Genomic DNA, 25,418 nt, shown 5'->3' with positions numbered 1-25,418 from the left:
GTCTAGCCGCTGTCGGGCCGGCCGGGGGCGGAATCGGCTGTAGCCCGCGTCACGATTCCGCCGCCGCGCAGCCGGTGCAGCGCGGCGACGGCGCTGGTGACCAGCTCGCCGGGCCGTGGCGCCGCGCCCAGCAGCCGGGTGAGGACGCTGCGGCGCAGCACCGGGCCGGGGAAGCTGCCGTGCACCTGTCCCGGCTCGTCGATCGGCGCCAGGAGGTTGTCGACGCCGTTGTCCGGTCGGTCGGCGGCCATCGTGGCGGCGCCGAGTCCTCTGATCGAGAGCAGCGCGTCGAGCAGGGCCGGTGACAGCCGTTGGCCGAGGTAGAGGCCCACCGCCGCGCCGCCGATCGGGACCTCCCGCCGGGGGCGGGCCGCCGCGCGGACGATCGCCGCCGCGACCACCTCCGGGGCGTACACCGGTGGTGGCGGTTTCGGCATCGCGCCGAGCTTGCTGCGGGCGTGCTCGAAGAACGGTGTGTCGGTCGACGCGGGCAGCACGGTGGTCACGGCGATCGGCGCGCCCTCCTGGGCGAGCTCCATCCGCAGGCAGTCGTAGAGGGCGCGCACCGCGAACTTGCTCGTCGTGTAGGGCGCGTGCAGCGGCACCGCCCGCACCCCCTCCAGCGACGCGACGCCGATGAGGACTCCCCCGCCGGCCCGGCGCAGCGCGGGCAGCGCGGCGTGGACACCGTGGACGTGGCCGAGCACGTTTACCCGCAGCACCCGGTCGAACTCGGCCGCGGTGATCTCCTCGATTCGCCCCCAGACGCCGACCGCGGCCATGTTGACCCAGGTGTCGACGCGCCCGAAGTGCTCCTCGGCGGCGGCTGCCAACGCCTTGACGGCCGCGGGATCGGTGACGTCGGTCGGCACCGCCACGGCCCGCCCACCGCCGGCCTCGATCTCGCTCACCAGGGTGTCGAGGGCCCGCCGGCCACGGGCCGCGCACACCACGCGGGCGCCGGCTTCCGCGAACGCCAGGGCGCTCGCCCGGCCGATGCCCGTGGACGCGCCGGCGATCACCACGACCTGCTCGGATACCGGTTTCGGCATGTCGGCCCCGTACCCGGCGAGTCGCCGCGCAAACGCCGTCCTCCGGTGGGCGACCCGGCGCCCGGTGTGATAGACCGATCTCACTGCGATGAACGTCGAAACATGATCGACCGGAGGTTTTCGCATGGCCATCTCCCGCCGCTCCGTCCTGACCGCCGGCGCGGGCGCCGTCGCCGGGCTGTCCCTGCCGGCCGCCGCCGCCCAGGCCGGTGGCCGCACCGCCGTGCGCTTCACGCTCGACGCGCGGACGCTCGACGGTGGCGAGCAGGTCACCTCGGTCACGCTCGACACCTCGCGGCTCGGCCGCGTCGACCCGGCCAGCCTGACCACCGGCACGTTCACCGTGCACGCCAAGGCCACGAGCCCCATCCCGATCGCGCCCGGCGACCAGATCTTCAGCGAATACGACCTGGACCGTCCGGTGACGGCCGCCCGGCTCGACCGGCGGGGCGACATCGTGCTCGAGCTCAGCCACGCCGAGGGCCAGACCGGCGGCGGCACCCTCGGCTACATCCTCAGCCGCGGCCGCAACGTCCGCCTCGACCTCGTCTACACCATCACCCAGCACGCCCCGATCGTCGTACGCGGCCGTCCGGTCACCTTCGCCGGTTTCCGGCAGGGGCGGCTCGTCAACCCCGAGGTCGACGCGTTCAGCCACCACGTGTCCGGGTCGGGCATGAAATACCGGCTGTTCTCGCCCCGGCGGGAGCGCGGCCGGCGCCCGCTGGTCGTCTGGCTGCACGGCGGCGGCGAAGGCGCCTCGCTGCCCGACGGCTACTACGACAACGAGACCACGCTGCGGGCCAACCGGGGCGCGCTCGGGTTCGCCACCCCGGAGGCGCAACGGATCTTCGACGGCGCCTACGTGGTGGCGCCGCAGAGCACCTCGTTCTGGCTCGAGGATGGTGACCGGTTCGCGCCGCTGATCCGGGAGATCGTCGACGAGGTCGCGCGCCGCCACCCGGTCGACCGCGACCGGATCCACGTCGTCGGCGCCAGCAACGGCGGCTACATGAGCCTGAAGATGACGACCGTCTACCCGCGGTTGTTCGCCTCGTCCGTGCCGATCTGCGGCGTCGTCGAGTCGCTCGACCCGGGCGGCCCTCGGATGATCACCGACGCCGAGCTCACCGCCATCCGCACGCCGACCTGGCTCGTCACCTCGCGTGACGACGACACGGTCCCGCCCGAGCCCAACACCGTCCACGCGCACGAGCTGATCCCCGGTTCGCTCCTGACCCTCTACGACAACGTCGTCTGGAACGGCCACCAGTTCCCCGGCCACTGGTCGTGGATCTACGTCGCCCGCAACGACCCGTCGATCCACGGCACGCACATCTGGCAGTGGATGGCCCGCCGGCGGCGCTGACTCTTCACCTCGACGTCGCCGAGCCATCACGTGGATGGCGCGGCGGTGTTTGCCCGCGGGAGTTGGCTCAGGTGGTTCGTTCTTATTCGGTTGAGGAGCTAACCACGTGCCTACTTCTCGTCGCGCCCTGCTCACCGGGGGTGCCGCGGCCGGCGTCGGCCTCGCCGTGGCGGGCGCCGTCCCGTCGCTGGCCCAGGCCGACCCCGGCAAGCCCCGCCCGTCCGGCGGTGGTCACCAGCCGTTCCCGCCGCTGGTCGACGACCCCCGCGGCATCCTCGCGCTGCCCGCGGGCTTCAGCTATGCGATCGTCACCCGCACCGGCACCACGCGGCTCGACCGCGGCCAGGGCCTGACCCCGGCCGACCACGACGGCATGGCCGTCTTCGACGCCGGCCGCGGCCGCTACACGATCATCCAGAACCACGAGATCGACCCGGGCGCCGAGCACGGCGTGCCGCACGTCAAGGGCACCGTCTACGACCCGGGCGCGATCGACGCCGGCGGCTGCACCGTCATCACCACCGACCGCGCGGGCCGCAACCTCGGCGAGTTCGTCGGCATCTCCGGCACCGTCTCCAACTGCGCCGGGGGCCCGACGCCGTGGGAGTCGTGGCTGACCTGCGAGGAGACCGACGACAAGGCAGGCGACGAGTGGGAAGAGGGCGACCGCAAGGGCGTCTTCCAGAAGGACCACGGCTACGTCTTCGAGGTCACCTCCGACGGGAAGGCCGACCCGCGCCCGATCAAGTGCCTCGGCCGCTACGCCCACGAGGCGCTGGCGATCAGCAAGGACCGCACGCAGGTCTTCCTGTCCGAGGACGACAGCGAGCCCAACGGCCTGTTCTACCGCTGGACCGCGCCGCGCGGCGTCAAGCTCGGCCCCGGCGTGCTCACCCGGCTCGCGCCCGACGCGGGCACCCTGGCCGCGATGCAGATCATCATGGCCGACGGCTCGGTGCTGCCGGACGTCGCCTACCTGACCTCCGCCCAGCTCGGCCGGCCGTTCCCCGTGCGCTGGATCGAGGTGCCCGAGCGTGACGCGCAGACCAAGCCGGTGCGCGAGCAGTTCAAGGACGGCGAGGTCACCCGGGGCAAGAAGTTCGAGGGCGTCTGGGGCACCGACGAGGGCGTCTACGTCGTCAACTCGTACGCCTGGGAAGAGGGCGACCTGCCGGCCGACGCGGCGCCGCACGACGGCATGGTCTGGTTCTACCACTACCGCGAGCAGACCATCCAGCTGGTCACCTACTTCCCGCACCAGGCGACGGCCGAGGACGGTGCGGAGGCCAAGTACACCGACCTCACCTTCGACGGCCCCGACAACGTCACCGTGACGCCGTGGGGCAGCCTGGTGCTGGCCGAGGACGGCGCCGGCGCGTCGCACGTGCTCAGCTCCATCCCGGGCGGCCCGACCTACGCCATCGCCCGCAACCAGCTCAACGACAGCGAGTTCTGCGGCCCCACCTTCACGGAAGACGGCAAGGTGCTGTTCGTCAACATGCAGGACCCGGGTCTCACGCTGGCCATCACCGGCCCGTGGGAGAAATACCTGGGCTGACGCTCTCCTTCGTCGGGGTCGGGCCCTGCGTGGCCCGGCCCCGGCGGCGCACGTGTCGCACGACCTCGACGACGAGCGTCACCGACATCGCCACACCGAGGCCGAGCAGCAGGCCCCGGACCGGGTCGCCCTCGAAGGCGGCCCCGCCGAAATAGCCGATCAGCGCCGAGTAGAGCGCCCAACTGACGGCGGCCAGGGCGTCGAAAGCGGTGAACCGGGCGCGCGGATAACCGAGGGCGCCCATGGACAGCGTCACCGCGGTCCGCCCGCCCGGGATGTAGCGGGCGACGACCAGCATGAGCCCGCCCCGTTCCGCGACGGCCGACCGGGCCCAGGCCACGGCCCGGTTCCGCGTGGGTTTCCGGCCGCCGGCGGCCCGCCCGAGCGCATAGGAGACGTGGTCACCCGCGAACGCGCCGGCGGCCGCGACGGCGACCAGCGGCACCAGGTCGGGCTGCCCACTCGCCGCGAACACACCGGCGGTGATGACGGCGGTCTCGGCAGGAACGATCGGGAAGAACCCGTCGAGCATCGCGAGCGCGAAAACCAGCGCATAGAGCCAGGGCGAGGACATGACGTCGTGCAACACGTCGAGGATGCCATCCATGCCGTCCAGCCTCGACACTCCGCGGCGGCGCCGGCACCGGGAGAGTCCCGCCCCATTCCCCCACCCGCCCGTCGGGGTTGTCCCGCAATGGTCGTGCCGGTGAGGCCGCGGGGCGACCTCACCGGCGACCGTGGGCTACCGCGCGGTGAAGGTGAACTCTCCGGAGGGGACCGTGACGACCGTATAGCCCCCGTCGATCCGGTCGAGGCGGGCGCGTGGTGGCGTGGCGACCGACTGGCCGGCAGCGGTCGGCACCCAAACCTCCGCCGTCGTGTTGGTCGGAACCGTGACGGTCAGGCGCAGACTCCGGTCCGACTTCGTCCAGGCGCTGCGGGCCACTCCCTTCGGCGTGCGATAGCTGCCCTTCGCGTACGTCAGGTCACCTATCGTCTTGGGTTGGAACACCAGCCGGTCGTAGGCGACCGCGTCCGGTGCGGACCGGATGCCGACGACGCCCGACTGGAACCACTCCTCGATCTGGGCCAGGATCATGTGGTTCTTCGAACTGCCCCGGGTCCAGCGCTCACCGATGGTGGTGAAGCCGCCGGGGTTCTCGGGCGTGGAAGCCATGAAGTAGCCGTAGCTCGGGTAGTCGTCCTCCTGCAGCAGGTCCCACAGGACGTCGTCGCGGCCCGCGGCGGCCAGACTCCGCACGGTCGGCGCCATGCCGATCGTGCCGCCGCTGAAGTGCGGGCCGTCGCCCTCGGGGTGGAAGGCGTAGACGTTCGCGACCAGGTGGTCGAGCACACCCTGGCGCTTGTCGGCGGGCACCAGGTCCGCGTCGAGCGCGAGCGCCTGCGCCGCCTGGGTCGCGCCGGCCGTGCCGGCGTTGCCGGTGGCGGTGTAGGCGCCGAGCGCGTCGTTGAAGAACGCGGCGTGGAACGCTGACCTTATCTCCGCCGCCAGCGCCGTGTAGGAGGCCGCGTCGGCCGCGTGCCCGGTCAGGCCGGCCATCATCGCCATCTTAGTGATCATGACGTAGTAGCCCCAGGTGCCGGTGATCCGGCCCGAGGTGTCCTCCGCCGAGACCCAGTCCGCCAGGGCCGCGTCCACGATGTGCCCGACGGCCTTCTCCCGTCTTATGTAGTCGACGAACGCCACCATCCGGTCGTAGTGGGCGGCCATCGTCTGCGTGTCGCCGTAGAGCTCGTAGAGGAATGCCGGCACGAGAACGATCGCGTTACCCCAGTTGATCTCGTCGCCGAAGCGGCCGGTGTAGCCCCAGTCGTACACGGGGGTCTTCAACGCCACGTTGCCGGCCATCGGGGTGTCGGCGACCGACTGACCCTCGACCAGGTGGTGCATCGACGTGCGCATGAAGGCGCCGAGCTCGTAGTTCCGGTGGATGGACCCCATCGGCATCGTGTAGTCGGCCGGGTAGGACAGCTTCTCCCGGCCGGGGCAGTCGGTGAAGACCGACATCATGTTGCCGGCGAACGAGTAGCGGGCCATCGTGTGGATCCGGTTTATCCGCGCGTTCGAGGTGGTGAACTCGCTCGCGACCGGGGTGTCGGCCTGCAGGCGTACGCCGGTGACGATGTCGCGGGTCGGCACGAAGCCGGCGGGCAGGCCCGTGATCTGGACCCATTGCATGCCGAAGTAGTTGAACAGCGGGTGCCACCGCTCGCCGTGGCGGGCGCCGTGGGTCGTGTAGGTGTTGAACAGGTCGTTGCCGCGGCCGCCCGGGCCGAGCGACGCCTGGTTGACCGTGCCGTCGGGGTTCAGCGACTCCGCCGGCGCCACCTTGACGGTGGTGCCTGCCGGCACGCCGCGCAGGTTGAGTTCGGGCCAGCCCACGATGTTCTGGCCGAAGTCGAACACCCACGTGCCCGGCACCGGGTTGGTCACCGAGACCGGCCTGAACCGCTCCTGCTCGACGATCGGTTCGGCGGCCCGGGCCACCAGCCGCGTCGCCAGGTTCGGCGGCGGGGCGATGCCGGCCACGACCCAGCCGGTGGGCGTGCCGTCCCGACGGGTCGCCGTGGGGCCGAGGTTGGCGCCGGCGGCGTTCCAACCGGGCTGCTCGCGGCGGGCGTCGTAGTCGGCGCCCGAGTACCACGCGTCCGTGACCAGCGGTCCCAACGCGGCGCGCCAGGTCCGGTCGGTGACGATCTCCGCGCGGCTGCCGTCGGTGTAGGCGATCTCCAGCCGGCCGATGAAGCGCGGTGTCACGGCCGCGCCCGCCGACGGGTCGCTCGCGGCGATGTTGTTGCCCGAGCCGGTCACCTTGGCGCCCGTTTCGTGCGCGGCGGCGAGCGCCGGGGTGAAGGTGATGCCGGTGCCGTCCGCCCCGGGCGTGCCGATCGCGGTGATCGTGCGCGACTCGAGCCGGTCGCCCCCGCCGCCGGTGTCGACGTTGACCGTGCCGCCCACGTGGTAACCGGTGACGCTGTCGAGCCTGATCGTGGTGGCCCCGGCGGTCGCGTCGGCGGCGAGCACGCCGTTGCCCTTGAGCTGACTCTGCCACCACGAGTACGGCGAGGTCCGGCCGACCGCCGGGTTGGTGACACTGCGCCGGACGTACGCGGTGCCGTTGCCGAGCTCGACGCCGATGGTGTTGGCCCCGCTGCGCAGCGCACGGGTGACGTCATAGGTCCGGTACTCGCTGGACAGCTGGTAGTTGGAGTTGCCGGGCGCGAGCACCTCGTCGGTGATCTCCCGCCCGTTGACGGTGGCGTGGTGCAGACCGACGCCCGAGAGATAGAGGCGGGCGTCGGCGACCTTTCTGCCCCGCGGCACGGCGAACTGGCGGGCGAAGATCGGCAGCGGCTGGTTCTCGGCCCGGTCCGGATAGTCGATCCAGCGGGCGCTCCCCCAGTCGCCTCGGGCGAGCAACCCGGCCGTCCAGGTCGCCGGCTGGGACCAGGCCGACGGCTGCCGGTCGGCGTCCCAGACCCGCACCCGCCACGCGACGGTGCCGCGTGAGGGCAGGGCCCGGCCGAGGACCGTCCGCTGTTCGGCGCCGGCGACCTTGCCGGAGGACCAGGTGAGCCGCCCGGCGCTCAGCTTCTCGGTGTTCTCGGCGGCCTGCACCTCGTAGGCCGTCTGCCGGTCGCCCGGGCAGGCGACCCGCGCGTTCGGGCGATGGCACGGGTGCGCGCCGGCGCGCCTGGTCTCCGCGATCTGCCAGCTCAGTGTCGGCCGGGGATTGTCCAGCCCCAGCGGCGAGTCGTAACGGCCGTCGACCGCGAGATTGACGGCCTCGACGTTCCCGGCACTCGCGTGGGCGGCCGCCCCCGTGGTGAACGGGGGCGCCACCAGGGTCAAGGCCAGAACCGCACCCATCACCGCGGTCACCGTGCGTCTGTTGGTTGGCACCTGTTCTCCCTTCCTTGCCGGTCGGTTTCAGGTGGTGCTGGGCTCGCGCAGTGCGGCGAGCCGGCCGGTGGCGGCGACCCGGCCGAACGCGTACGCGCTCGGCTTGGGTACGCGCGCGAAGTCGCGGACGCGGTCGACGGCCACGAGGCCGAAGGTCGGCCGGTACCCCTCGCTCCACTCGAAGTTGTCGAACGCGGACCAGTGCAGGTAGCCGCGCACGTCGACACCTTCGGCGCGGGCCCGGGCCACGGCGGCGAGGTGGCCGTCGAGGTAGTCGACGCGTTCGACGTCGTCGGCGGTCGCGATGCCGTTCTCCGTGACGAACAGCGGGAGCCCGGTCCGCTCGCCGGCATGGTGGAGCACCTGGCGCAGCCCGTCGGGGTGGACGGCCCAACCCATCTGGGTCGTGGGCACATCCGCCGGCGGAGGCGCGAACCAGGTCGGTGAGGCCGGATCGACCCATTGCTTCCGGTAGTACTGCACTCCGAGCCAGTCGCCGGACACGTCGTCGAGGTAGCGCTCGGCGATCTCGTGTCGCATGAGCGCGAGGAGCGCGTGGCAGGCGGGATCGTCGCGGGCCGGCGCCAGCAGCGGCAATTGCACGCACAGGCCGGCCTTGGCGGTGGGGGCGGTCGCCCGGATCGCGCGTACCGCCTCGTGGTGGGCCGCGCGCAGGACGCCGCCGACGCGCCTCCACAGCACCGGGTTCGTCAGCCCTGGCGGGTGGTAGCCCTCGAGGTAGCCGTGCAAGGCGATCATCTGGGGTTCGTTGACGGTGCCGACGAAGGGCATGAGGTCGCCCAGCGCCGCGCCGACCGTGCGGCAGTAGCGGCCGAACAGCTCGACGGCGTCCGGCGCCAGCCACCCGCCCCGGGCGGCGAACCACCGCGGCAGCGTGAAGTGGTGCAGGGTGACGAACGGCGTGAGACGCGCGTCGACGAGGGCGGTGAGCACCCGCCGGTAGTGGCCCAGCGCGGCCGGGCTGAACTCACCCGGCGCCGGCTCGATGCGCGCCCACTCCACCGACAGGCGGTGTGCGTTGTGGCCGAGCGAGCGGAGCAGCGCGAAGTCGTCGGCGTAGCGGTGGTAGTGGTCGATCGCGTCACCCGAGGGTTCGACCGCCGCCGTGCCCGGCGCGTGCTCGAAGTCCCACCAGTCGCTGTTGACGTTGCCGCCTTCCACCTGGTGCGCCGCGGTCGCGGCGCCCCAGATGAAGTCGGTGGGAAAGTCGGTCACGCGCCGGCTTTGTAGTCGGCGTCCATCGCGGCCAGCACCTTGTCCGGTGTGGACTGTCCGCTGAAGATCTCCTGCAGACCGCTGAGCATGGTTTGCTGCACCTTGGCGTTGGGCCAGAGCTGGTCCATGAACGGCACCGTGCGGTTGCCATTGATGAAGGTCGCCAGCTCGGCCAGCGACGGGTCGAGGTCATAACCGGTGTCGGCGAGGGCCGGCACGCCGCCCTGCTGCTTGACGTAGAGGTTCATGCCCTCCGGCGACATGACGAAGTTGACGAATTTCAGCGCCAGGTCCTTGTTCTTCGCCTTGGCGTTGACGCCGTAGCCGGCGCCGGCGGCCGCGGGCATGATGAAGCCGGCCGGGTCGTCGCTGGCGGGCAGCGCCTTGATGGTGAACGTGCCACTCGGGTTCTTCTTCTTGAGCAGCGCGATCACCCAGTTGCCCTGCACGAGGCCCAGCGTCTTTCCGGTGGCGGCGAGCTCCTGGCTGGCCTCGTAGCTGGTGCCCAGTGGGTTCTTCTGGAAGCAGCCCGCCTTGTCCATGTCCTGGTACCTGGCCATCGCGGTCGTCCACGGCGAGTTGGCGAAGGTCGCCTGCCCGGCCTGCATCTTCGCGTCGAACTCGCGGTCACCGGCGTAGACGGTGGTGGCCACCAGGGCGTAAAGGACGAGCTGAGTCACCCAGTTGTCCTGGATGCCGAGGGCGAACGCCGGCGTGCCCTTTCCCTTGGCGGCCTGGCAGAACTCGATCAGCTGGGTCCAGGTCTGCGGCGCCGTGAGTCCCGCCTTGCGCATGGCGTCCTCGTTGTAGACCGCGCCGATCCCGTTGAGACCGAAGATCGCGTTGTACGTCTTGCCGTCGTACTGCGCGACGCTCTTCACCGCGTCCGGATACTTCGCGGCCCACGCCTGGTCCGACAGGTCGAGCAGGTAGCCCGGCTTGGCCAGCACGTAGGTGGCGCCCGGGTTGCCGTTGCCCGGCCACACCGACATCACGTCCGGCGCGGTGCCCGAGGCGAGCTGGGTGCGGATCTGCTGCTGGTACTGGTCGGCGCCGCTGGTCGTGAAGTTGACCTTCACGCCGGGGTTCTGGGCCTCGAAGGCCTTGACGACCTCCTCGACGGAGCCCTGGTCGACGGACGCCAGGGTGAGGGTGTTGTCCTCGGCCTTGTCGCCGGACGCGGCGTTCGTGCCGCCGCTGCACGCGGCCGCCAGGGTGACGGCGACCGTCGCCGCGACCAGAGCCGTCAGTTTCACTGTCTTCATCTGCACTCCTGTTGGTGCGTTCTGAGTTAGGCGCCCTGGCGTGCGGCGCTGAAGGTGTAGCGCCCCGACGCCAGCCGGACCGTGACTCCGGTGGCTGACGGCTGGACCGTGTCCACGCCCGGCTGTGCGGCGGCGGGTCGGCCGCCTTCCTTGACGCCGGCGGCATCCGACGTGGGGATCTCGAGGAGCGCGCTGCTCCCCGGCGGCACGGCGACGGTCACGGTGATCCGACCGTCCTTCACAGACCATCCACACGCGACCGTGCCGCGCACGGTCTCCTGCTGGGCACGGGCCCAGTGGAGGCGGCCACCCGGCGTCGGGCGCAACCACAGCTCGCGGTAGCCGACGGAGCCGGGCGTCTGGTCGATGCCGGCGACGCGGCCGAAGAGCCAGTCGCCGACGCTGCCGAGGCTGTAGTGGTTGAACGAGTTCATCGCGGCCGACTGGAAGCCACCGTGCTCGGTCCAGCCGTCCCACCGCTCCCAGATCGTCGTGGCCCCGTGCCGGATCGTGTAACCCCAGCTCGGGAACTCCTCCTGGTGCAGCAGCGCGTACGCCAGGTCGGCCCGCCCGTGGTCGGCCAGCACCGGGCAGAGCAGGGCCACGCCGAGGAAGCCCGTGGTGAGCCGGACGTCGCGCTTCTCGATGTCGGCCGCGAGGTGCCCGACGGCGGTGGGCACGAGCGGCGCCGGCACCAAGCCGAACGCGAGCGCCAGCAGGTACGCGGTCTGCGTGCCGCCTTCCACCGTGCCGTCGTCGCCCACGTACGAGTCGACGAACGCGGCGCGGATCGCGCCGTGCAACCCGCGGTGCGCCGCCGCGACGTCGTGCTGGCCGAGCACCTCGGCCGCGTCCGCGACGATCTCGGTGCTGCGCGCGAAGTACGCCGTGGACAGCACGTCGCGCGGCGTCAACGCGTCGACCTGCAGCCAGTCGCCGTAGGAGTTGCCGGTGTGTCGCCGCCAGCGCAGGTCCGGGTTGTGCCGGCGGACGTGGTCGACCCAGGCCACCATCGACGGGAACGAGCGCTCGAGCGCCGCCCGGTCGCCGTAGGCGCGCCAGAGGTGCCACGGGACGAGCACACCGGCGTCACCCCAGGCCGGGGCGGCCTCCCGGTCCAGGCCCACCGCCGGCGCGACGTCCCGGAAGGCCCCGTCGGCGTCCTGACCGTCGACGACGTCGCGCAGCCAGCGCGCGAGGAAGGCCGAGACGTCGGCGTTGCGACTGGCGGTGGGCGCGAAGATCTGCGCGTCGGCCAGCCAGCCGAGCCGCTCGTCCCGCTGCGGGCAGTCGGTGGGCACCGCGACGAAGTTGCCGCGCTGGCCCCAGACGATGTTGGACTGCAGCCGGTTCACCAGCGGGTCCGAGCACTCGAACGAGCCGTCGAACGGGATGTCGTTGTGCAGCACCCGGGCGACGACCTCGATCCCGTCCGGGTGGTTGGCCACCTCCACGTAACGGAAGCCGTGGATGGTGAACCGTGGCTCGAAAACCTCCTCGCCGGCGCCGGCGGCGACATAGCTGTCGGTGGCCAGGGCGCGGCGCAGGTTGGCGAGGTAGAGCTCGCCGTCGTCGAGAACCTCTGCATGTCGCAGGGTGATCCGTTGACCGGCGGTGGCGCCACGCACGGTCAGCCGCACCCGGCCGACCAGGTTCTGTCCGAAGTCGACGATGCTCCGGCCCGGTGACCGGCGGTCCACGGCCACCGGCCGCAGCTCGCGCGTCACGCGCATCGGCTGGTCCGGCTCGGCCACGAGCGGTCCGGGCGCGGTGGCGTCGACCCGCACCGCGGTAAAGCCGGCGTCGGCGCCGTCCGGCGCGTCCCAGCCCGGCGCCGCGAAACGGGCGTCGACGTGCTCCCCCATCAGCAGGTCGGCGAAGCGGATCGGGCCGGGTCGTTCGACCCAGTCGGCGTCGGTGGCGACGACCTGTCGCGAGCCGTCGGCGAAGTCGACGACCAGCTGCGCCAGGAAGCTGGGGTGGTCGCCGTAGTGCCCGGCGGCGCGGCGCGGGTCGAAGCCGACGTATCCCGACCACCAGCCGTCGCCGACGAGCGCGCCGAGCACGTTGGCGCCTGGGCGGAGCAGGTCGGTGACGTCGTAGGTCTGGTACTGGATGCGGTGGTGGTACTCGGTCCAGCCGGGCGCGAGCTCGACGTCGCCCACGCGCCGGCCGTTGAGTCGGGGCTCGTAGACACCGCGGGCGGTGGCGTAGAGGCGGCCGCGCACCGGCGCCTGTCCGAGCTGGAAAGCCCGCCGCAGCTGGAGGGCCGGCCGGGTCGGCTCGTCCTCGTCCGTCGGCGGGTCGACGAGCGGCAGGCTGCCGGGATCGCGTGCGATCCACACCGCGGTCCAGTCGTCCGGGTGCAGCAGGCCCGTCTCGAACCAGCTCCGCGCCGCCCGGGGGCCTTCGCCCCGCTCGTCCCAGACCTCGACCCGCCAGTGGTAGCGGTGCGCCGACTGCAGCGGCGGGCCGGCCCAGGTTACCTCGCCCTCCTCCCCCGCTCGGCGGCCGGTGTCCCAGAGCAGGCGACGAGGGTCGTCGAGGTCGGCCGGGCGAGCGGCGACGGTGAGGCGGTAGGCGCTCTGCGCGGCGCCGCGCCGGTCGGAGCGCAGGCGCCAGGACAGCCTCGGCCGGCGGGCGTCGAGCCCGAGCGGTTCGACGAGGTGTTCGGCTCGCAGGCCGTACGGATGCGTCATCCCTTCAGCCCTCCGGCGAAGCCGTTGATGATGCTGCGTTGCAGCGCGAAGTAGACGACCAGGATCGGGATCATGCTGATCAGCAGGGCGGCGAAAATGAGGTTCCAGTCGGAGACGTACTGCCCGACGAAGCCGGAGATGGCCACCGGCACGGTCTGCTGCGTGCTGCCGGAGAGATAGAGCAGCGGGGTGAAGAAGTCGTTCCAGATGCTGACCGCGTTGAGCACGACCGCGGTGACGGTGATGGGCTTGAGCATCGGGAACACGACGTGCCGGAAGCACTCCCAGGCCGTGGCGCCGTCGATCGACGCGGCGTCCTCGAAGTCGTGCGGCAGCGCGCGCAGGAATCCGATGTAGAGGAACGTGGTGAGCGGCACCTGCAGGCCGGAGTAGAACAGCACGAGAGCCCAGGCGCTGCCGAGCAGGCCCAGGTCGCGCATCGTCTGGTAGAGCGGGAGGGCGGCCAGCTGGAACGGCAGCATCAGCCCCAACATGATGAGCAGGAACACCCCGCGCGACCAACGGGCGGTGACCCGGGCCAAGGGATACGCGGCCAGGGCCGAGATGGCGATGACGATGATGACGCTGGCCACCGTCACCAGCGCGCTGTTGGCCAACGCGCCGCCCAGCGCGCCCTGCTGCCACGCCTGCGCGAAGTTGCCGAACGTCGGGCTCAGGGTCGGCCGCAGCGGCGACGAGGTGTCCGACGGTGGGCGGACCGCGAGGTTGACCAGGACGTAGACGGGGAAGGCGACGACGAGCGCGATCGCGACCATGACGAGCTCGAGGCCGAACGTACGCCGGGTGTAGCGGTTCACGACGCCGCCCTCTCGTTGCGAGCCAGGAAGAGGTACTGGCCGGTGGAGACGACCGCGACGATCGCGGTGAGGACGACGGCGAGGGCGATGCTGTAGCCGAACTCGCCGAGCGTGAACGCGTCCTTGTAGATGAGGGTGGACAGCGTGTCGGTGGCGTGGCCGGGCCCACCGCCGGTCAGCGCGTACACCTGGTCGAAGAGCTTGATGCCGCCGATGATCGAGAGCATCAGGTTGATGGTGAACGCGGGCGCGAGCAGCGGGCGGGTCACCGACCAGAACCGTCTGACCGGGCCGGTGCCGTCGATCGCGGCCGCGTCGTAGATGTCACGCGGGATCGACTGCATGCCGGCCAGGAAGATGACCATCGAGTAGCCGCCGAACTGCCAGACGATCACGCCGACGATCGACCAGAGGGCCAGCTCCGGGTCGCCGAGCCAGTTCTGCTGCCAGGACTGCAGGCCGACGGCGCCCAGCAAGCTGTTGACGGCGCCGTCGGGGGCGAGCAGGTTGCGCCAGAGGTACGCGGTGACGATCGGCGTGATCACGGCGGGAGCGAACAGGAAGACACGGAGCAGGTGGCGCGATTTGATCATCGTGTTGACGCCGAGGGCGAGCGCCAGGCCGAACCCGTTCTGGATGAGGGTGATCGAAAACGCGATCAGCAGCGTGTGCCAGATCGCCGCCTTCGCGTCCGGATCACGGAACATCTCCACGAAGTTGTCCAGGCCGACGAAGGAGAAGCTCGGGTCGAGCCCGTCCCAGTCGGTGAAGGCGTAGTAGACGCCGCGGACGCTGGGGACCAGGACCACGAACGCGAACAGCGCCATGGCCGGGGCGGCGAACCACCATGGCGGGCCCGGGCGGGACGATGACGCCGGTCTTTTGAAACGTTTCATCGAACGTGCCAGCCAATCCCTCGGCCGATGAGGATGTCGTGGGTAACGTTGCCCAAATGTTTCGCCCGACCATAGGAGTTCACCTGTACGACGTCAAGGGTCTTGCCGTTGCCGCCGCCCGTCCGTAGCCTCACGCCGGTCGGCAACGTTTTCCACAGCGGCGGGGAGGTGGACATGACGCGCCCGGCGCAGCGACGACGGGTCACGATCGTCGACGTCGCGCGGCACGCGCAGGTGTCGACCACGGCCGTGTCCAAGGTGCTGCGCAACGCGTACGGCACCAGCCCGGCGATGCGCGACCGCGTGCACCGGGCGATCGCCGACCTCGGCTATCGCCCGTCCGCCGCGGCCCGTGGCCTGCGCGGCCAGACGTACACCGTGGGCGTGATGGTGCCCGACATCGCCAACCCGTTCTTCCCCGAGGTGCTGGCCGGTGTGACCGACCAGCTGCGCGACACGGACTACCAGGTGCTGCTGGCCCCAGGCTGCGCCGGCGAGAAGGCGGAGGCCCGGACCATCGAGTCGATGATCGACCGCAGCATGGACGGGATCATCCTGATCGCGCCGATCTCACCGCGCGCGCACCTCGAACACGTCGCCGGCATCGTCCCCACGGTGATCGTCGGCCGGCACGCCCGCAGCGCCACCTTCGACATGGTCGCCGACGACGACACCGTCGGCGCGGCGCTGGTGGTCGACCACCTGGTGGGCCTGGGGCACCGGCGCATCGCGCACATCGCCCATCCGGAGACCGAGCCGTCGTGCGTCGAGGAGATGCCCAACATGATCCGCGCCGAGGGATACCGGCTCGCGATGCGCCGGCACGGGCTCGGCGACGAGATCGACGTGGTCTCGACGACGTACACCCGGGAGGGCGGCTACACCGGTGCCCGCGAACTGCTCACCCGGCCCGTCCGACCGACCGCCATCTTCGCCGGCGCCGACATCGCTGCGATGGGCGCGCTGGACGCGGTGGCCGAGGCGGGGCTGTCGGTGCCGGGCGACATCTCCGTGGCCGGCTACGACAACACGCCTTTCGCCGCCTTCAGCCAGGTGTCGCTGACCAGCGTCGACCAGGCCGGCCGCCAGATCGGCGTGGACGCGGCCCGGCTGCTGCTGGCGCGGATCGGCGACCGCGGCCGCCGGTCGGCCCAGGTCACCCTCTCCCCCACGCTCGTCGTCCGCACCACGACCGCGCCGCCGCGCTGAGCGCCACCATTCTGTCGCGGGGAGTCGGCCGGCGCGCTACGTGGTCGTCGACCGGTAATGGTCGTCGGGGACCGGCTCCAGCCACGTCGTCGGGTCGCCGCCGTCCGGCTTGGCCTCCAGCATCGCCAGGTGGGCCATGAACGTCTCGGCGGTCGCGCCGTGCCAGTGTTCCTCGCCCGGTGGGCAGACGACCGTGTCGCCCGCGCGGATACGCAGGACCGTGCCGTCGCGGGTGCCGACCAGGCCGACGCCCTCCGTCACGTGCAGGGTCTGGCCGACGGCGTGGCTGTGCCAGTTCGTGCGGGCGCCCGGGGTGAAGCGCACCAGCGCGACCGTCATCCGCGACGGCCCCGACCCGGTGTATACGGGGGTCAGGTAGACGTCGCCGGTGAAGTTCTGCGCGGGTGTCTTCACGGTCGGGCTCACGGGTCGCAGTTCCATCAGCTCTCCACTCGCAGCAGGGCCTTGATCGCGCGGCGCTCGTCCATCGCCCGGTACGCCTCCGCCGCCTGGGACAACGGCAGGGTCAGGTCGAAGACGCGGCCCGGGTCGATCTCGCGGCGGACGATCAGGTCGATCAGCTCGGGCAGGAAGCGGCGGACCGGCGCCGGGCCACCGTGCAGGTGCACGTGCGAGAAGAACAGTTCGGTGCCGGGCAGCTCGACGCCGTGCGCGACACCGACGTAGCCCACGTGCCCGCCGGGTCGGGTGGCCCGGATCGCCTGCATCATCGACTCGTGGGTGCCGACCGCCTCGATCACCGAGTGCGCGCCGAGCCCGCCGGTCAGCTCCTTGATCTCCGCGACCCCGTCATCGCCACGCGAGGTCACGATGTCCGTGGCGCCGTAGTCGAGCGCCAGCTTCTGCCGCGGCGCGTGGCGGCTCATCGCGATGATCCGCTCGGCGCCGAGGTGCTTCGCGGCCAGCACGCCGAGCAGCCCGACCGCTCCGTCGCCGACGACCGCGACCGTCTTGCCGGGGCCGACCTGGGCCGCGACCGCGCCGAACCAGCCGGTGCCGAGCACGTCCGAGGCCGCCAGCAGGCTGGGCACCAGGTCGTCCGACGGCATCTCGGGCGTCGCGACCAGCGTCCCGTCGGCCAGCGGCACACGCAGCCGCTCGGCCTGCGCGCCGAGCGCCCCGACCGGCTCCCGGTGCACGCACGACGACTGGTAGCCGGCGCGGCAGATCTCACAGGTGTTGTCGGACGCGAAGAACGACCCGACGACGAACTGGCCGGGCCGGACATCGCGGACCTCGCCGCCGACCTCCTCCACGACGCCGGCGTACTCGTGACCCATCGGGCTCGGCCCGTCGACGTCCTCGATGCCGCGGTACGGCCACAGGTCAGAGCCGCAGACGCAGGTGGCGGCCAACCGGATGACGGCGTCGGTCGGACGCTCGATCCGGGGTGCGGCCCGCTCCTCGACGCGAACGTCGCCGGGCGCGTACAACATCGCTCCTAGCACGGAAGGTCCTTTCACAGGGGGTGACGGTGTCCATGGAACCCGGGCGACGGCGCCGATGGGAGTGGCTGTCGAAGCAGGTAATGGCAGAACCCCTCTACCCCGTGGCGAGGGTCGTAACGTGGCTGTCATGGACACCCGGGACGAGGTACGCGAGTTCCTGGCCACGCGACGGGCCCGGATCACGCCGGAGCAGGCCGGGCTGCCCGACTTCGGTGGCACCCGCCGGGTGGCCGGGCTGCGGCGCGCCGAGGTGGCGCTGCTCGCCGGCATGAGCCCCGACTACTACACGCGGCTCGAGCGCGGCAACCTGGCCGGCGTCTCCGACAGCGTGCTCAACGCCGTCGCGCGGGCGTTGCGGCTCGACGAGGCGGAGCGCTCCCACCTGTTCGACCTGGCCCGGGCCGCCAACAGCGGCGCCCAGGTGCGGCGGCGGCCCCAGCGGCAGCAGATCCGGCCCGGCGTGCGGACCCTGCTCGACGCGATGACCGACGCGGCGGCGTTCGTCCGCAACGGGCGGCTCGACGTCCTGGCGATCAACCGCCTCGGGCGGGCCCTTTACGCCCCCGCGTTCGACACCGCCGACCGGCCGGTCAACCTCGCCCGGTTCTGCTTCCTCGACGCCCGGTCCGCCGACCTCTACCCGAGCTGGGACGAGGCCGCCGACATCACCGTCGCGCTGCTGCGCACCGAAGCCGGCCGCGACCCGTACGACAAGGCCCTCACCGACCTGGTCGGGGAACTCGCCACGCGCAGTGACGCCTTCCGCACGCGCTGGGCCGCGCACAACGTGCGCCTGCACCACACCGGCACGAAGCACTTCCACCACCCGGTCGTCGGCCGGCTCGACGTGGCCTTCGAGGCCATGCCGCTGCCCGCCGATCCCGGGCTCACGCTGACGGCCTACAGCGCCGCGGCCGACACCCCGGCCGGCGACGCCTTGCGGCTGCTCGCCACGTGGGCGGCCACCACCGCGCCGGCCTGACAGGAGGGCAAACCGTGGAACACCGTCCGCTCGGCCGCACCGGCGTCTCGGTCAGCAAGCTCTGCCTCGGCACCATGATGTTCGGGCAGTGGGGCACCAAGGACCACGACGAGAGTGTCCGGATCATCCACCGGGCGCTCGACGCGGGCGTCACCTTCGTCGACACCGCCGACGTCTACTCGCAGGGCGAGTCCGAGGTCATCGTCGGCAAGGCGCTCAAGGGCCGCCGTGACGACGTCGTGCTCGCCACGAAGTTCTTCATGCCGTTCGACGACGACCCGAACCACCGCGGTGGCTCCCGCCGCTGGATCATGCAAGCCGTCGAGAACTCGCTGCGCCGGCTCGGCACGGACCATATCGACCTCTACCAGATGCACCGGTACGACCCGGACGTCGACCTCGACGAGACCCTCGGCGCGCTGACCGACCTCGTCCGCGCCGGCAAGGTCCGCTACCTCGGGCACTCGACCTTCCCCGCCTCCGCGCTCGTCGACGCGCAATACGTCGCCCGCGACCGCGGCCGGGAGCGGTTCGTCACCGAGCAGCCCACCTACTCCATGCTCACCCGCAACATCGAGAACGAGATCCTGCCCCTGACCCAGCGGTACGGCATGGGCGTGCTCTCCTACAGCCCGCTGTCGGGTGGCTGGCTGTCCGGCCGCTACCGCAAGGACGGCGACAGCGCCGGCCCGACCTCGGCCGCCCGACCCCAGGTCCGCTTCGACATGGACACCCCGGGCAACCAGCGCAAGCTCGACGCCGCCGACCGGCTCGGCCGGCTCGCCGACGAGACCGGCATCAGCCTGATCGAGATGGCCATCGCGTTCGTCCTGCGCCACCCGGCGATCACCAGCACGATCATCGGCCCGCGCACGATGGCGCACCTGGAGTCACAGCTCGCCGCGGCCGACGTCGCGCTCACCACCGACGTGCTGGACCGCATCGACGAGATCGTGCCGCCCGGCGTCACCCTCAACCCCGCCGACAACGGCTGGGTCAGCCCGTCCCTGCAGCCGGCCGCGCGCCGCCGCTAGCGTCCACGCACAACCCCTCGCGGGCCGATGTGTCGACGCCGCCTGATGCGCGGGGGCGCCACGTCCGGCAGGCTGTCGGAATGATGCCTCCCGCCGTACTCGATCATGTTTCGATCGCGGTTTCCCGGGCGCGGCCCGCCTGGCCGCTGTTGCGGGCGCAGCTCGGCGGCGAGTGGGCGATCAGCGGCGACGCACCGGGCTTCCGGTTCAGCACCCTGCGCTACGCCAACGGCATGTGCCTGGAGCTGCTCGAACCACATCGGACGGACGAGAACCCGTTCGTGGCGCGCTTTCTCGATACCGGGCCGGGCCTGCACCACCTGACGTTCAAGGTGCCCGACCTGCTGGCCGCGGTCGAGGCGGCGACCAGGGCGGGCTACCCCTGCTTCGGCGTGCGGACCGTCGACCCGTCGTGGCAGGAGGCGTTCATCCATCCCAAGGTGGCCGGCGGCACCCTCGTGCAGCTCGCCCAGGCCGGCCCCGCCCCGCTGCCACCGCCACCGGACGACCTGCCGCCCGCCGGCGCGACGACGGCGGCGCTGCGGGCCGTCGCCTGGCAGGCCACCGACCCCGCCCGGGCCGTGGGGCTGCTCCGGCTGCTCGGCGGCCAGGTCACCGGCATCACCGGCGGAGCACCGACCGACGTCGCGTTCCGCGGCCCCGGCGTGCGGATCCGGGTCTGCCCGCCCGGCGCCGAGCCGAGCCCCGCGCGGCTGGAGTTCACCGGCGCGGACCCGGTCACCCGGGTGGCCTACGCCGGCGGGGCCGGGATCCCGTTCCGGGACCCGTACCTCGGCGTCGACATCGTGCTGACGTGAACGGTCACCAGCGGCCGCGGTGGACGACCTCGTCGAACGGGCGGCGGTTGGGGCGGGCGACGGGCCGCAGCGGCCGGTCGGCCGGATAGCCGACGCCGAGCAGGTAGGCCACGTCGTGGGTCGCCGGCACGCCGAGCAGAGCGCGGGCCTTGTCATGGTCGCCGACCGACGAGTGGCCGGTGCCGATGCCGAGGTCGGTCGCGGCGAGCATCATGGCGTAGGTGGCCTGGCCCAGGTCGTACTGGTCGAGCGCCGCCTGCCGGTCGTCGGCCGGCCGGGGCACGACCAGCGCGATGGCGGCCGCCGCCCGGGCGATGTGACTGGCCGACTGCCACACGGTGGCCAGCTCGGCCAGCTGCCCCCGGTCGGTGACGACGACGAAGTCCCAATGTTGGCGGTTGGACGCCGACGGCGCCCGCCATCCGGCCTCCGCGATGCGACTCAGATCCTCATCGGACACCGGGTCGGCCGTGTAGTCGCGGACGTTGCGCCTGGCCCGGATCGCGTCCAACGTTTCCATCAGGCCCGAGTCTAGGTTCAGGCGACGTTCTCGTGCCCGCCGATCGGATAATCCATCGGCGCGAGGGCGAGCAGGTCGACCTCGATCAGCGCCGGCCCGGGCCGCGCCACCGACGCCGCGAACGCCTTCTCGAAGCCCGCCGCGTCCGACACCTTCTCGGCCGGCACGCCCATCGCCTCCGCGAGTGCGGCGAAGTCCGGCGTCGCCAGGTCGACGTCGTGCTGGGCCCCGGCGAACGTGGCCGCCTCGATGCCACGCAGGATGCCGTAGCCGCGGTCGTTGAACACGCACACCGTCACCGGCAGGCCGGTCTGGGCGAGCGTCGACAGCTCACCGATCGTGAGCATGATCCCGCCGTCGCCGTGGATGACCACCGTCCGCTCTCCGGCGCCCGCGGCGGCGCCGATGGCCAGCGGCAGGCCGGGGCCGATCGCCGACGACACCGGGCGCAGCGAGGTCCGCGAGGAGAGGATGGGGAGGAGACTGTCGCCCCAGACGTACGCGGGAACGGTCGAGTCCCGCACCACCACGCCGTCGCGGGGCAGGTGGCGGCGGATCGCGTCCATGATGCCGCGGTGGTCCGGGCCGAGCCGCTCGCGGGCGCGGGCGACGGTGGCGTCGGCCGCCGCGCGACCCTCGTCGGCCCAGCCCGGCTCGACCGCGCCGGTGGGCAGGGCCGCGTCGAGGGCGGCGAGGCCGTCGCGGGCGTCGGCGACCAGCGCCACCCGCGCCGGGTAGCTCCGGCCGATCACGGTCGGGTCGGCGTCGAGGTGCACCAGCGCGGGCGGCAGGCGCAGGCGCCAGAAGCCGGTGGGATACATCTGGAACCGGCTGCCCACGACGAGCACGGCGTCGGCCCGCTCGACATGGGCCCGCAGGGGCTTGTAGGTGGCCAGGGAGCCCAGGCACAGTGGATGGTCCTCGGGCAGCGCGCCGCGTCCCTCGGTCGAGGTGACCACCGGGATGCCGAGCCGCTCGACGAACGCCCGCAACGCGTCCGCCGCGCCGGCGTGGTTGACCCCGCCGCCGGCCCAGACCAACGGCCGCCGCGCCCCGGCCAGCAGGGCGGCCGCGGCCGCCACCCGCGCGGGATCGGGCGCGGCCCGCGGCACGGGCGCCGCGACGACACCGGTCCGCGGCGTCTCGGCGTACTGCAGGTCGACCGGGATCTCCACCGCGGTCGGCTGCGGCCGCCCGGTCAACGCCTCCCGCCCCGCCGCCACCACGACCTCGGCGATGTCGGCCGCCCGCCGCACCGACCAGGCCTGGCGGGTCACCGAGCGCAGCATCTCCAGCTGCCGCTCGGCCTCGTGCAGATAGCCGCGCCCCTTGCCGTAGAACCCGGTCTCCACCTGGCCGGTCAGCATCAGCACCGGCGACGACGCGAAGCCGGCCTCGAACAGCCCGCCCATCGCGTTGGCCGCGCCCGGCCCGGTCGAGGTGATCGCGACGCCGAGTCGGCCGGTGACCCGGGCGTACCCGTCGGCGCCGTGCACCGCCGCCTGCTCGTGCCGCACGTTGACCACGGCGATGCCGCCGTCGCGGTGCAGCGCGTTGAGGATCGGCAGGTTGTGCACGCTGGCCACGACGAACACCCGGTCGACGCCCAGCGCCCGCAGCGCCTCGACGACCGCGTCGCCACCGGTGAAGCCGGTCATCCGCCTACCCCCGTCTGGATGGACTTGAGCTCGGTGAACTCCTCGATGCCGAACCGGCCGAGCTCCCGCCCGCGGCCCGACTGCTTGTAACCGCCGAACGGCGCCCGGCCGTTGAACGGCGCGCCGTTGAGGTCGACCGTCCCGCTCTCGATCCGCTCCGCCACCCGCAGGGCGTGCTCCTCGTCGGCGGACCACACCGTCGCGGCCAGCCCGTAGTCGGTGGCGTTGGCGATCGCGACCGCGTCGTCCTCGTCGACATAGGGGATCACGCTGAGCACGGGCCCGAAGACCTCGGAGCGGGCCAGGTCGATGGTCGGGTCGGGGATGACGAACGCGGCGGGCGCGGCGAAGAAACCCTTTTCCGGCAGGCGATCCCCCGGGTACGCCCAGAGCGGCCGCGCCCCGTCGACCTCGGCCCGCTCGACGTGCTCCCGCACCCGCTGCAGCTGCGCGGCGTTGGCCACCGGCCCGAGGTCGGACGTCGGCTCGGCCGCGGGACCGACCCGGTAGCCGGCCATCGCCGCCGACACCAGCTCCTCCACCTCGCCCAACCGCTGATAGGGCACCACGAGCCGGGTCAGCGCCGTGCACGTCTGTCCACTGTTGACCAGCACCGAGTCGACGGTGTGCCGCACCGCGGCGGCCAGGTCGGCGTCGGCGAGCACGACCGACGGGCTCTTGCCGCCCAGCTCCAGCGCGACCCGCTTGACCGACGCGGCGGCGACCTGGGCCACGCGCCGCCCGGCCCGGGTCGACCCGGTCAACGACACCATGGCCACCTGCGGGTGCCGCGCCAGGCTCTCGCCCACGTGCGGCCCGGTGCCCATCACCACGTTGACCGCGCCGGGCGGCAGGCCGGCCGCCGCGACCGCCTCGGCGAGCAGGTAGGCGTCCAGCGGCGCGAGCTCGCTGGGCTTGAGCACGACCGGGCAGCCGGCGGCCAGCGCGGGCCCGATCTTCGAGGTCGTCTGCAGCAGCGGGTAGTTCCACGGCGTGATCGCCACGACCACCCCGACCGGCTCGCGCACGACCCACGAGTGCCCGATCCGTTCCCGGAAGGCCACGGTGGGCAGCTCGTCGGCCGTCGTGCGGAGCACCCCGATGGCCGAGGCCACCTGGTAGGGCCCGCACAGGTGCCGCGGCATCCCCATCTCCAGCGAGATCCGGTCGGCCAGGTCGCCGGCCCGGCGCTCCAGCTCGTCGGCGAGGCGGCGCAGCGACGCGACCCGATCGTCCACTGTGAGCGCCCGCAACGCCGGCCGGGCCAGCCAGGCGGCCCGCACCGCGTCGTCGACGTCCTCGGTGCTGCACTCCGGCACGGTGGCCACGCACTGCTCGGTGCTCGGATCGATCACCGGGATCAGCTCGCGGCCGTGTGCCGCGACCCACTCACCGTTGACGAAGATGCTTCGATCGTTCATGGCGGCTCCCGCACGTCTCGACGCATCGACGATAGGGAGCGGGAACGATCACGTCTTCGGTTGCGTCACCCAAACTTGCGACCGGCCGCTGATGGCGCCGGCACAGAGTCGGGGTCAGCCGAGCAGCTTGGCGCGCAGGTCGACCCGGTCCGGGCCGGAGTCCTGGCGCATCTCGATGACGTCGAGCGCGGTCAGGCCCACGACCAGGTCGGCCATGTCGGTCAGCTTGCGCATGTCGCGCCCGGTCAGGGTGGCGATCTGGCGCAGCCGGTAGGCGACCGTGTTGGGGTGCACGACGAGCAGCTCGGCGGTGCGCTGCAACGACATCTCGGCACTGATGTAGGCCCGCAGCGTGTCGACCAGGTGCGGCTTCTCCAGCAGCGGCGACAGCCGGGTGGTGACGATCCGGTTGGAGACCCAGGCGTTGTGGGCCAGCAACACCTCGAGGATCACCTCGGTGCACTGCACCACCTTGCCGCGCTGGGCGCGGTAGATGCCGATCTCCAATGCGGACAGTGACTGCCGGCAGCTGCGCCCGGCCAGCGGGAGCGAGTCGACCTGCTCGCCGATCGAGACGAACAGCGTCGCGGCCAGCTCCTCGTCGGCCAGCAGCCGGTTGAGCACCTCGGGCAGCGCGGGCCCGGGCCGGTCGACGGGCACGATGGCCAGCAGCATGCCGGGCCGGTCGCGGAGCACCGACTCGCGCTTGGGGTCGTAGCGGGACAGCAGGTCGAGCACCCGCTGCCGGACGCGGGCCCAGTGGGCCGGGGACGGGTCGCCGTCGTGGTAGACCGTGACCGCGCGGAACGGCTGGTGCGGGTCGATGCCGAGCACCCGCGCCTGGCCGTTGACGGTGTGCGGCTCCACGGGACCGCCCGAGGCCAGGCAGGTGACCAGGTCGGTGCCGACCCGCGAGTACCAGTTGGACAGGTCGTCGTAGGTCGACGTGTAGGAGCGCAGCTCCCGGTCGCAGAGCGCGTCGAAGAGCGCGGTGATCCGGCCGAGCGCCGTGCGGGCCCGCACCATGTCGAGGCCGTCGCAGGACAGCACCCGGTCGCTGATCACGTGCTCGAGGCAGCGCAGCCACTCGATCGTCTCGGTGACCGGCACGCCCTGCAGCGCCAGCCGTGCGCCGCTCGACTCCCAGGAGTCGACCCGTGACCTGACGTAGTCCCGCACGTCGGCGTCGTCCTCCAGCGCGGCGCTGCACAGCTCGACGACCAGCATCGCCAGGTCGAACGGCTCCCGCGGACGGGCCACTCCCCCGGGGTCGAGCGCGGCCGCCCGGGAGGCCCGATGGCCCAGCTCGTTGGCTATCTGCGGGGCGGCGGCACGGAGCTGGTCGGCGAGGGCGGACGTGGTCGCGGTGGTCGGCATACCTGCGCTCCCGGGGGTTTGTGCGATCCCGTGACCTGTGTTTACACCCCTTTCACAGCGCTGTCACCCACTCGACGTGCAGGTTTGTGCCCCGACCACAGCGCACCTGACC

The 25,418-nt window shown here is 72.2% G+C and carries 20 protein-coding genes; 6 read left to right on the top strand and 14 right to left on the bottom strand.

Annotation, left to right across the window (positions count from 1 at the left end; translation table 11 throughout):
* Positions 1-2: 2 nt before the first annotated feature.
* Positions 3-1,052 (bottom strand): SDR family oxidoreductase, encoded by a 1,050-nt coding sequence (locus O7635_RS25930; RefSeq protein WP_278083078.1) that lies wholly within the window; start codon positions 1,050-1,052, stop codon positions 3-5.
* Positions 1,053-1,176: 124 nt separating this feature from the next.
* Between O7635_RS25930 and O7635_RS25925 the strand changes: the two genes are divergently transcribed.
* Both O7635_RS25925 and O7635_RS25920 read left to right on the top strand, forming a co-directional pair.
* Complete coding sequence (locus O7635_RS25925) at positions 1,177-2,421, top strand: prolyl oligopeptidase family serine peptidase (protein WP_278083077.1); 1,245 nt, start codon at positions 1,177-1,179, stop codon at positions 2,419-2,421.
* Positions 2,422-2,527: 106 nt separating this feature from the next.
* On the top strand, positions 2,528-3,979 hold the full coding sequence (locus O7635_RS25920; RefSeq protein ID WP_278083076.1) for an alkaline phosphatase PhoX: 1,452 nt from the start codon (positions 2,528-2,530) through the stop codon (positions 3,977-3,979).
* On the opposite strand, the gene O7635_RS25915 is transcribed toward O7635_RS25920, so the two are convergent.
* The 7 genes from O7635_RS25915 to O7635_RS25885 all read right to left on the bottom strand — a co-directional run bounded on the left by O7635_RS25915 (position 3,948) and on the right by O7635_RS25885 (position 14,749).
* The gene (locus O7635_RS25915) at positions 3,948-4,586 is read right to left on the bottom strand and encodes a DedA family protein (protein WP_278083075.1); all 639 of its coding nucleotides are present in this window, start codon (positions 4,584-4,586) and stop codon (positions 3,948-3,950) included. The genes O7635_RS25920 and O7635_RS25915 overlap by 32 nt on opposite strands.
* Positions 4,587-4,721: 135 nt before the next feature.
* Positions 4,722-7,904 carry an alpha-L-rhamnosidase gene (locus tag O7635_RS25910; protein ID WP_278083074.1) on the bottom strand — a complete coding sequence of 1,061 codons (3,183 nt, stop codon included), beginning with the start codon at positions 7,902-7,904 and terminating at the stop codon, positions 4,722-4,724.
* Positions 7,905-7,931: 27 nt separating this feature from the next.
* Positions 7,932-9,140 (bottom strand): family 1 glycosylhydrolase, encoded by a 1,209-nt coding sequence (locus O7635_RS25905; protein ID WP_278083073.1) that lies wholly within the window; start codon positions 9,138-9,140, stop codon positions 7,932-7,934.
* Positions 9,137-10,405 carry an extracellular solute-binding protein gene (locus tag O7635_RS25900; protein WP_278083072.1) on the bottom strand — a complete coding sequence of 423 codons (1,269 nt, stop codon included), beginning with the start codon at positions 10,403-10,405 and terminating at the stop codon, positions 9,137-9,139. Before O7635_RS25900 ends, O7635_RS25905 begins: the two co-directional genes overlap by 4 nt.
* Positions 10,406-10,431: 26 nt before the next feature.
* Entirely contained in the window at positions 10,432-13,104 is a 2,673-nt protein-coding gene (locus O7635_RS25895) for an alpha-L-rhamnosidase (RefSeq protein ID WP_278083071.1), read from the bottom strand.
* Positions 13,101-13,922: a carbohydrate ABC transporter permease gene (locus tag O7635_RS25890; protein ID WP_278083070.1), complete on the bottom strand. Its 822-nt coding sequence runs from the start codon at positions 13,920-13,922 to the stop codon at positions 13,101-13,103. The genes O7635_RS25895 and O7635_RS25890 overlap by 4 nt, the downstream gene beginning before the upstream one ends.
* On the bottom strand, positions 13,919-14,749 hold the full coding sequence (locus tag O7635_RS25885; protein ID WP_278083069.1) for a sugar ABC transporter permease: 831 nt from the start codon (positions 14,747-14,749) through the stop codon (positions 13,919-13,921). The genes O7635_RS25890 and O7635_RS25885 overlap by 4 nt, the downstream gene beginning before the upstream one ends.
* 243 nt (positions 14,750-14,992) lie before the next feature.
* On the opposite strand from O7635_RS25885, the gene O7635_RS25880 reads away from it, so the two are divergent.
* The gene (locus O7635_RS25880; RefSeq protein WP_278083068.1) at positions 14,993-16,027 is read left to right on the top strand and encodes a LacI family DNA-binding transcriptional regulator; all 1,035 of its coding nucleotides are present in this window, start codon (positions 14,993-14,995) and stop codon (positions 16,025-16,027) included.
* A gap of 36 nt (positions 16,028-16,063) precedes the next feature.
* Here the strand turns inward: O7635_RS25880 and O7635_RS25875 are convergent, their stop codons facing one another.
* Both O7635_RS25875 and O7635_RS25870 read right to left on the bottom strand, forming a co-directional pair.
* Positions 16,064-16,468 carry a cupin domain-containing protein gene (locus O7635_RS25875; RefSeq protein ID WP_278083067.1) on the bottom strand — a complete coding sequence of 135 codons (405 nt, stop codon included), beginning with the start codon at positions 16,466-16,468 and terminating at the stop codon, positions 16,064-16,066.
* Entirely contained in the window at positions 16,468-17,484 is a 1,017-nt protein-coding gene (locus tag O7635_RS25870; RefSeq protein WP_278083066.1) for a zinc-dependent alcohol dehydrogenase family protein, read from the bottom strand. Before O7635_RS25870 ends, O7635_RS25875 begins: the two co-directional genes overlap by 1 nt.
* 139 nt (positions 17,485-17,623) lie before the next feature.
* Here O7635_RS25870 and O7635_RS25865 point away from each other — a divergent pair, with 139 nt between their 5' ends.
* The 3 genes from O7635_RS25865 to O7635_RS25855 all read left to right on the top strand — a co-directional run bounded on the left by O7635_RS25865 (position 17,624) and on the right by O7635_RS25855 (position 20,330).
* On the top strand, positions 17,624-18,478 hold the full coding sequence (locus O7635_RS25865; protein WP_278083065.1) for a helix-turn-helix transcriptional regulator: 855 nt from the start codon (positions 17,624-17,626) through the stop codon (positions 18,476-18,478).
* Between the two features lie 14 nt (positions 18,479-18,492).
* Complete coding sequence (locus O7635_RS25860) at positions 18,493-19,512, top strand: aldo/keto reductase (protein WP_278083064.1); 1,020 nt, start codon at positions 18,493-18,495, stop codon at positions 19,510-19,512.
* An 80-nt stretch (positions 19,513-19,592) separates the two neighbouring features.
* Positions 19,593-20,330: a VOC family protein gene (locus O7635_RS25855; RefSeq protein WP_278083063.1), complete on the top strand. Its 738-nt coding sequence runs from the start codon at positions 19,593-19,595 to the stop codon at positions 20,328-20,330.
* A gap of 4 nt (positions 20,331-20,334) precedes the next feature.
* Here the strand turns inward: O7635_RS25855 and O7635_RS25850 are convergent, their stop codons facing one another.
* From O7635_RS25850 to O7635_RS25835, 4 genes are all read right to left on the bottom strand, one after another.
* The gene (locus O7635_RS25850) at positions 20,335-20,850 is read right to left on the bottom strand and encodes a nitroreductase family protein (RefSeq protein WP_278083062.1); all 516 of its coding nucleotides are present in this window, start codon (positions 20,848-20,850) and stop codon (positions 20,335-20,337) included.
* Between the two features lie 17 nt (positions 20,851-20,867).
* The gene (locus tag O7635_RS25845) at positions 20,868-22,508 is read right to left on the bottom strand and encodes a thiamine pyrophosphate-binding protein (protein ID WP_278083061.1); all 1,641 of its coding nucleotides are present in this window, start codon (positions 22,506-22,508) and stop codon (positions 20,868-20,870) included.
* Positions 22,505-23,929, bottom strand: a complete 1,425-nt coding sequence (locus O7635_RS25840; RefSeq protein ID WP_278083060.1) for an aldehyde dehydrogenase family protein — start codon at positions 23,927-23,929, stop codon at positions 22,505-22,507. The genes O7635_RS25845 and O7635_RS25840 overlap by 4 nt, the downstream gene beginning before the upstream one ends.
* A 114-nt stretch (positions 23,930-24,043) precedes the next feature.
* Positions 24,044-25,306 carry a helix-turn-helix domain-containing protein gene (locus tag O7635_RS25835; RefSeq protein ID WP_278083059.1) on the bottom strand — a complete coding sequence of 421 codons (1,263 nt, stop codon included), beginning with the start codon at positions 25,304-25,306 and terminating at the stop codon, positions 24,044-24,046.
* Positions 25,307-25,418 lie beyond the last annotated feature (112 nt).

The sequence above is a fragment of the Asanoa sp. WMMD1127 genome (assembly GCF_029626225.1).
Lineage (GTDB): Bacteria > Actinomycetota > Actinomycetes > Mycobacteriales > Micromonosporaceae > Asanoa.
This window is presented reverse-complemented; position numbering and strand designations above follow the sequence as displayed.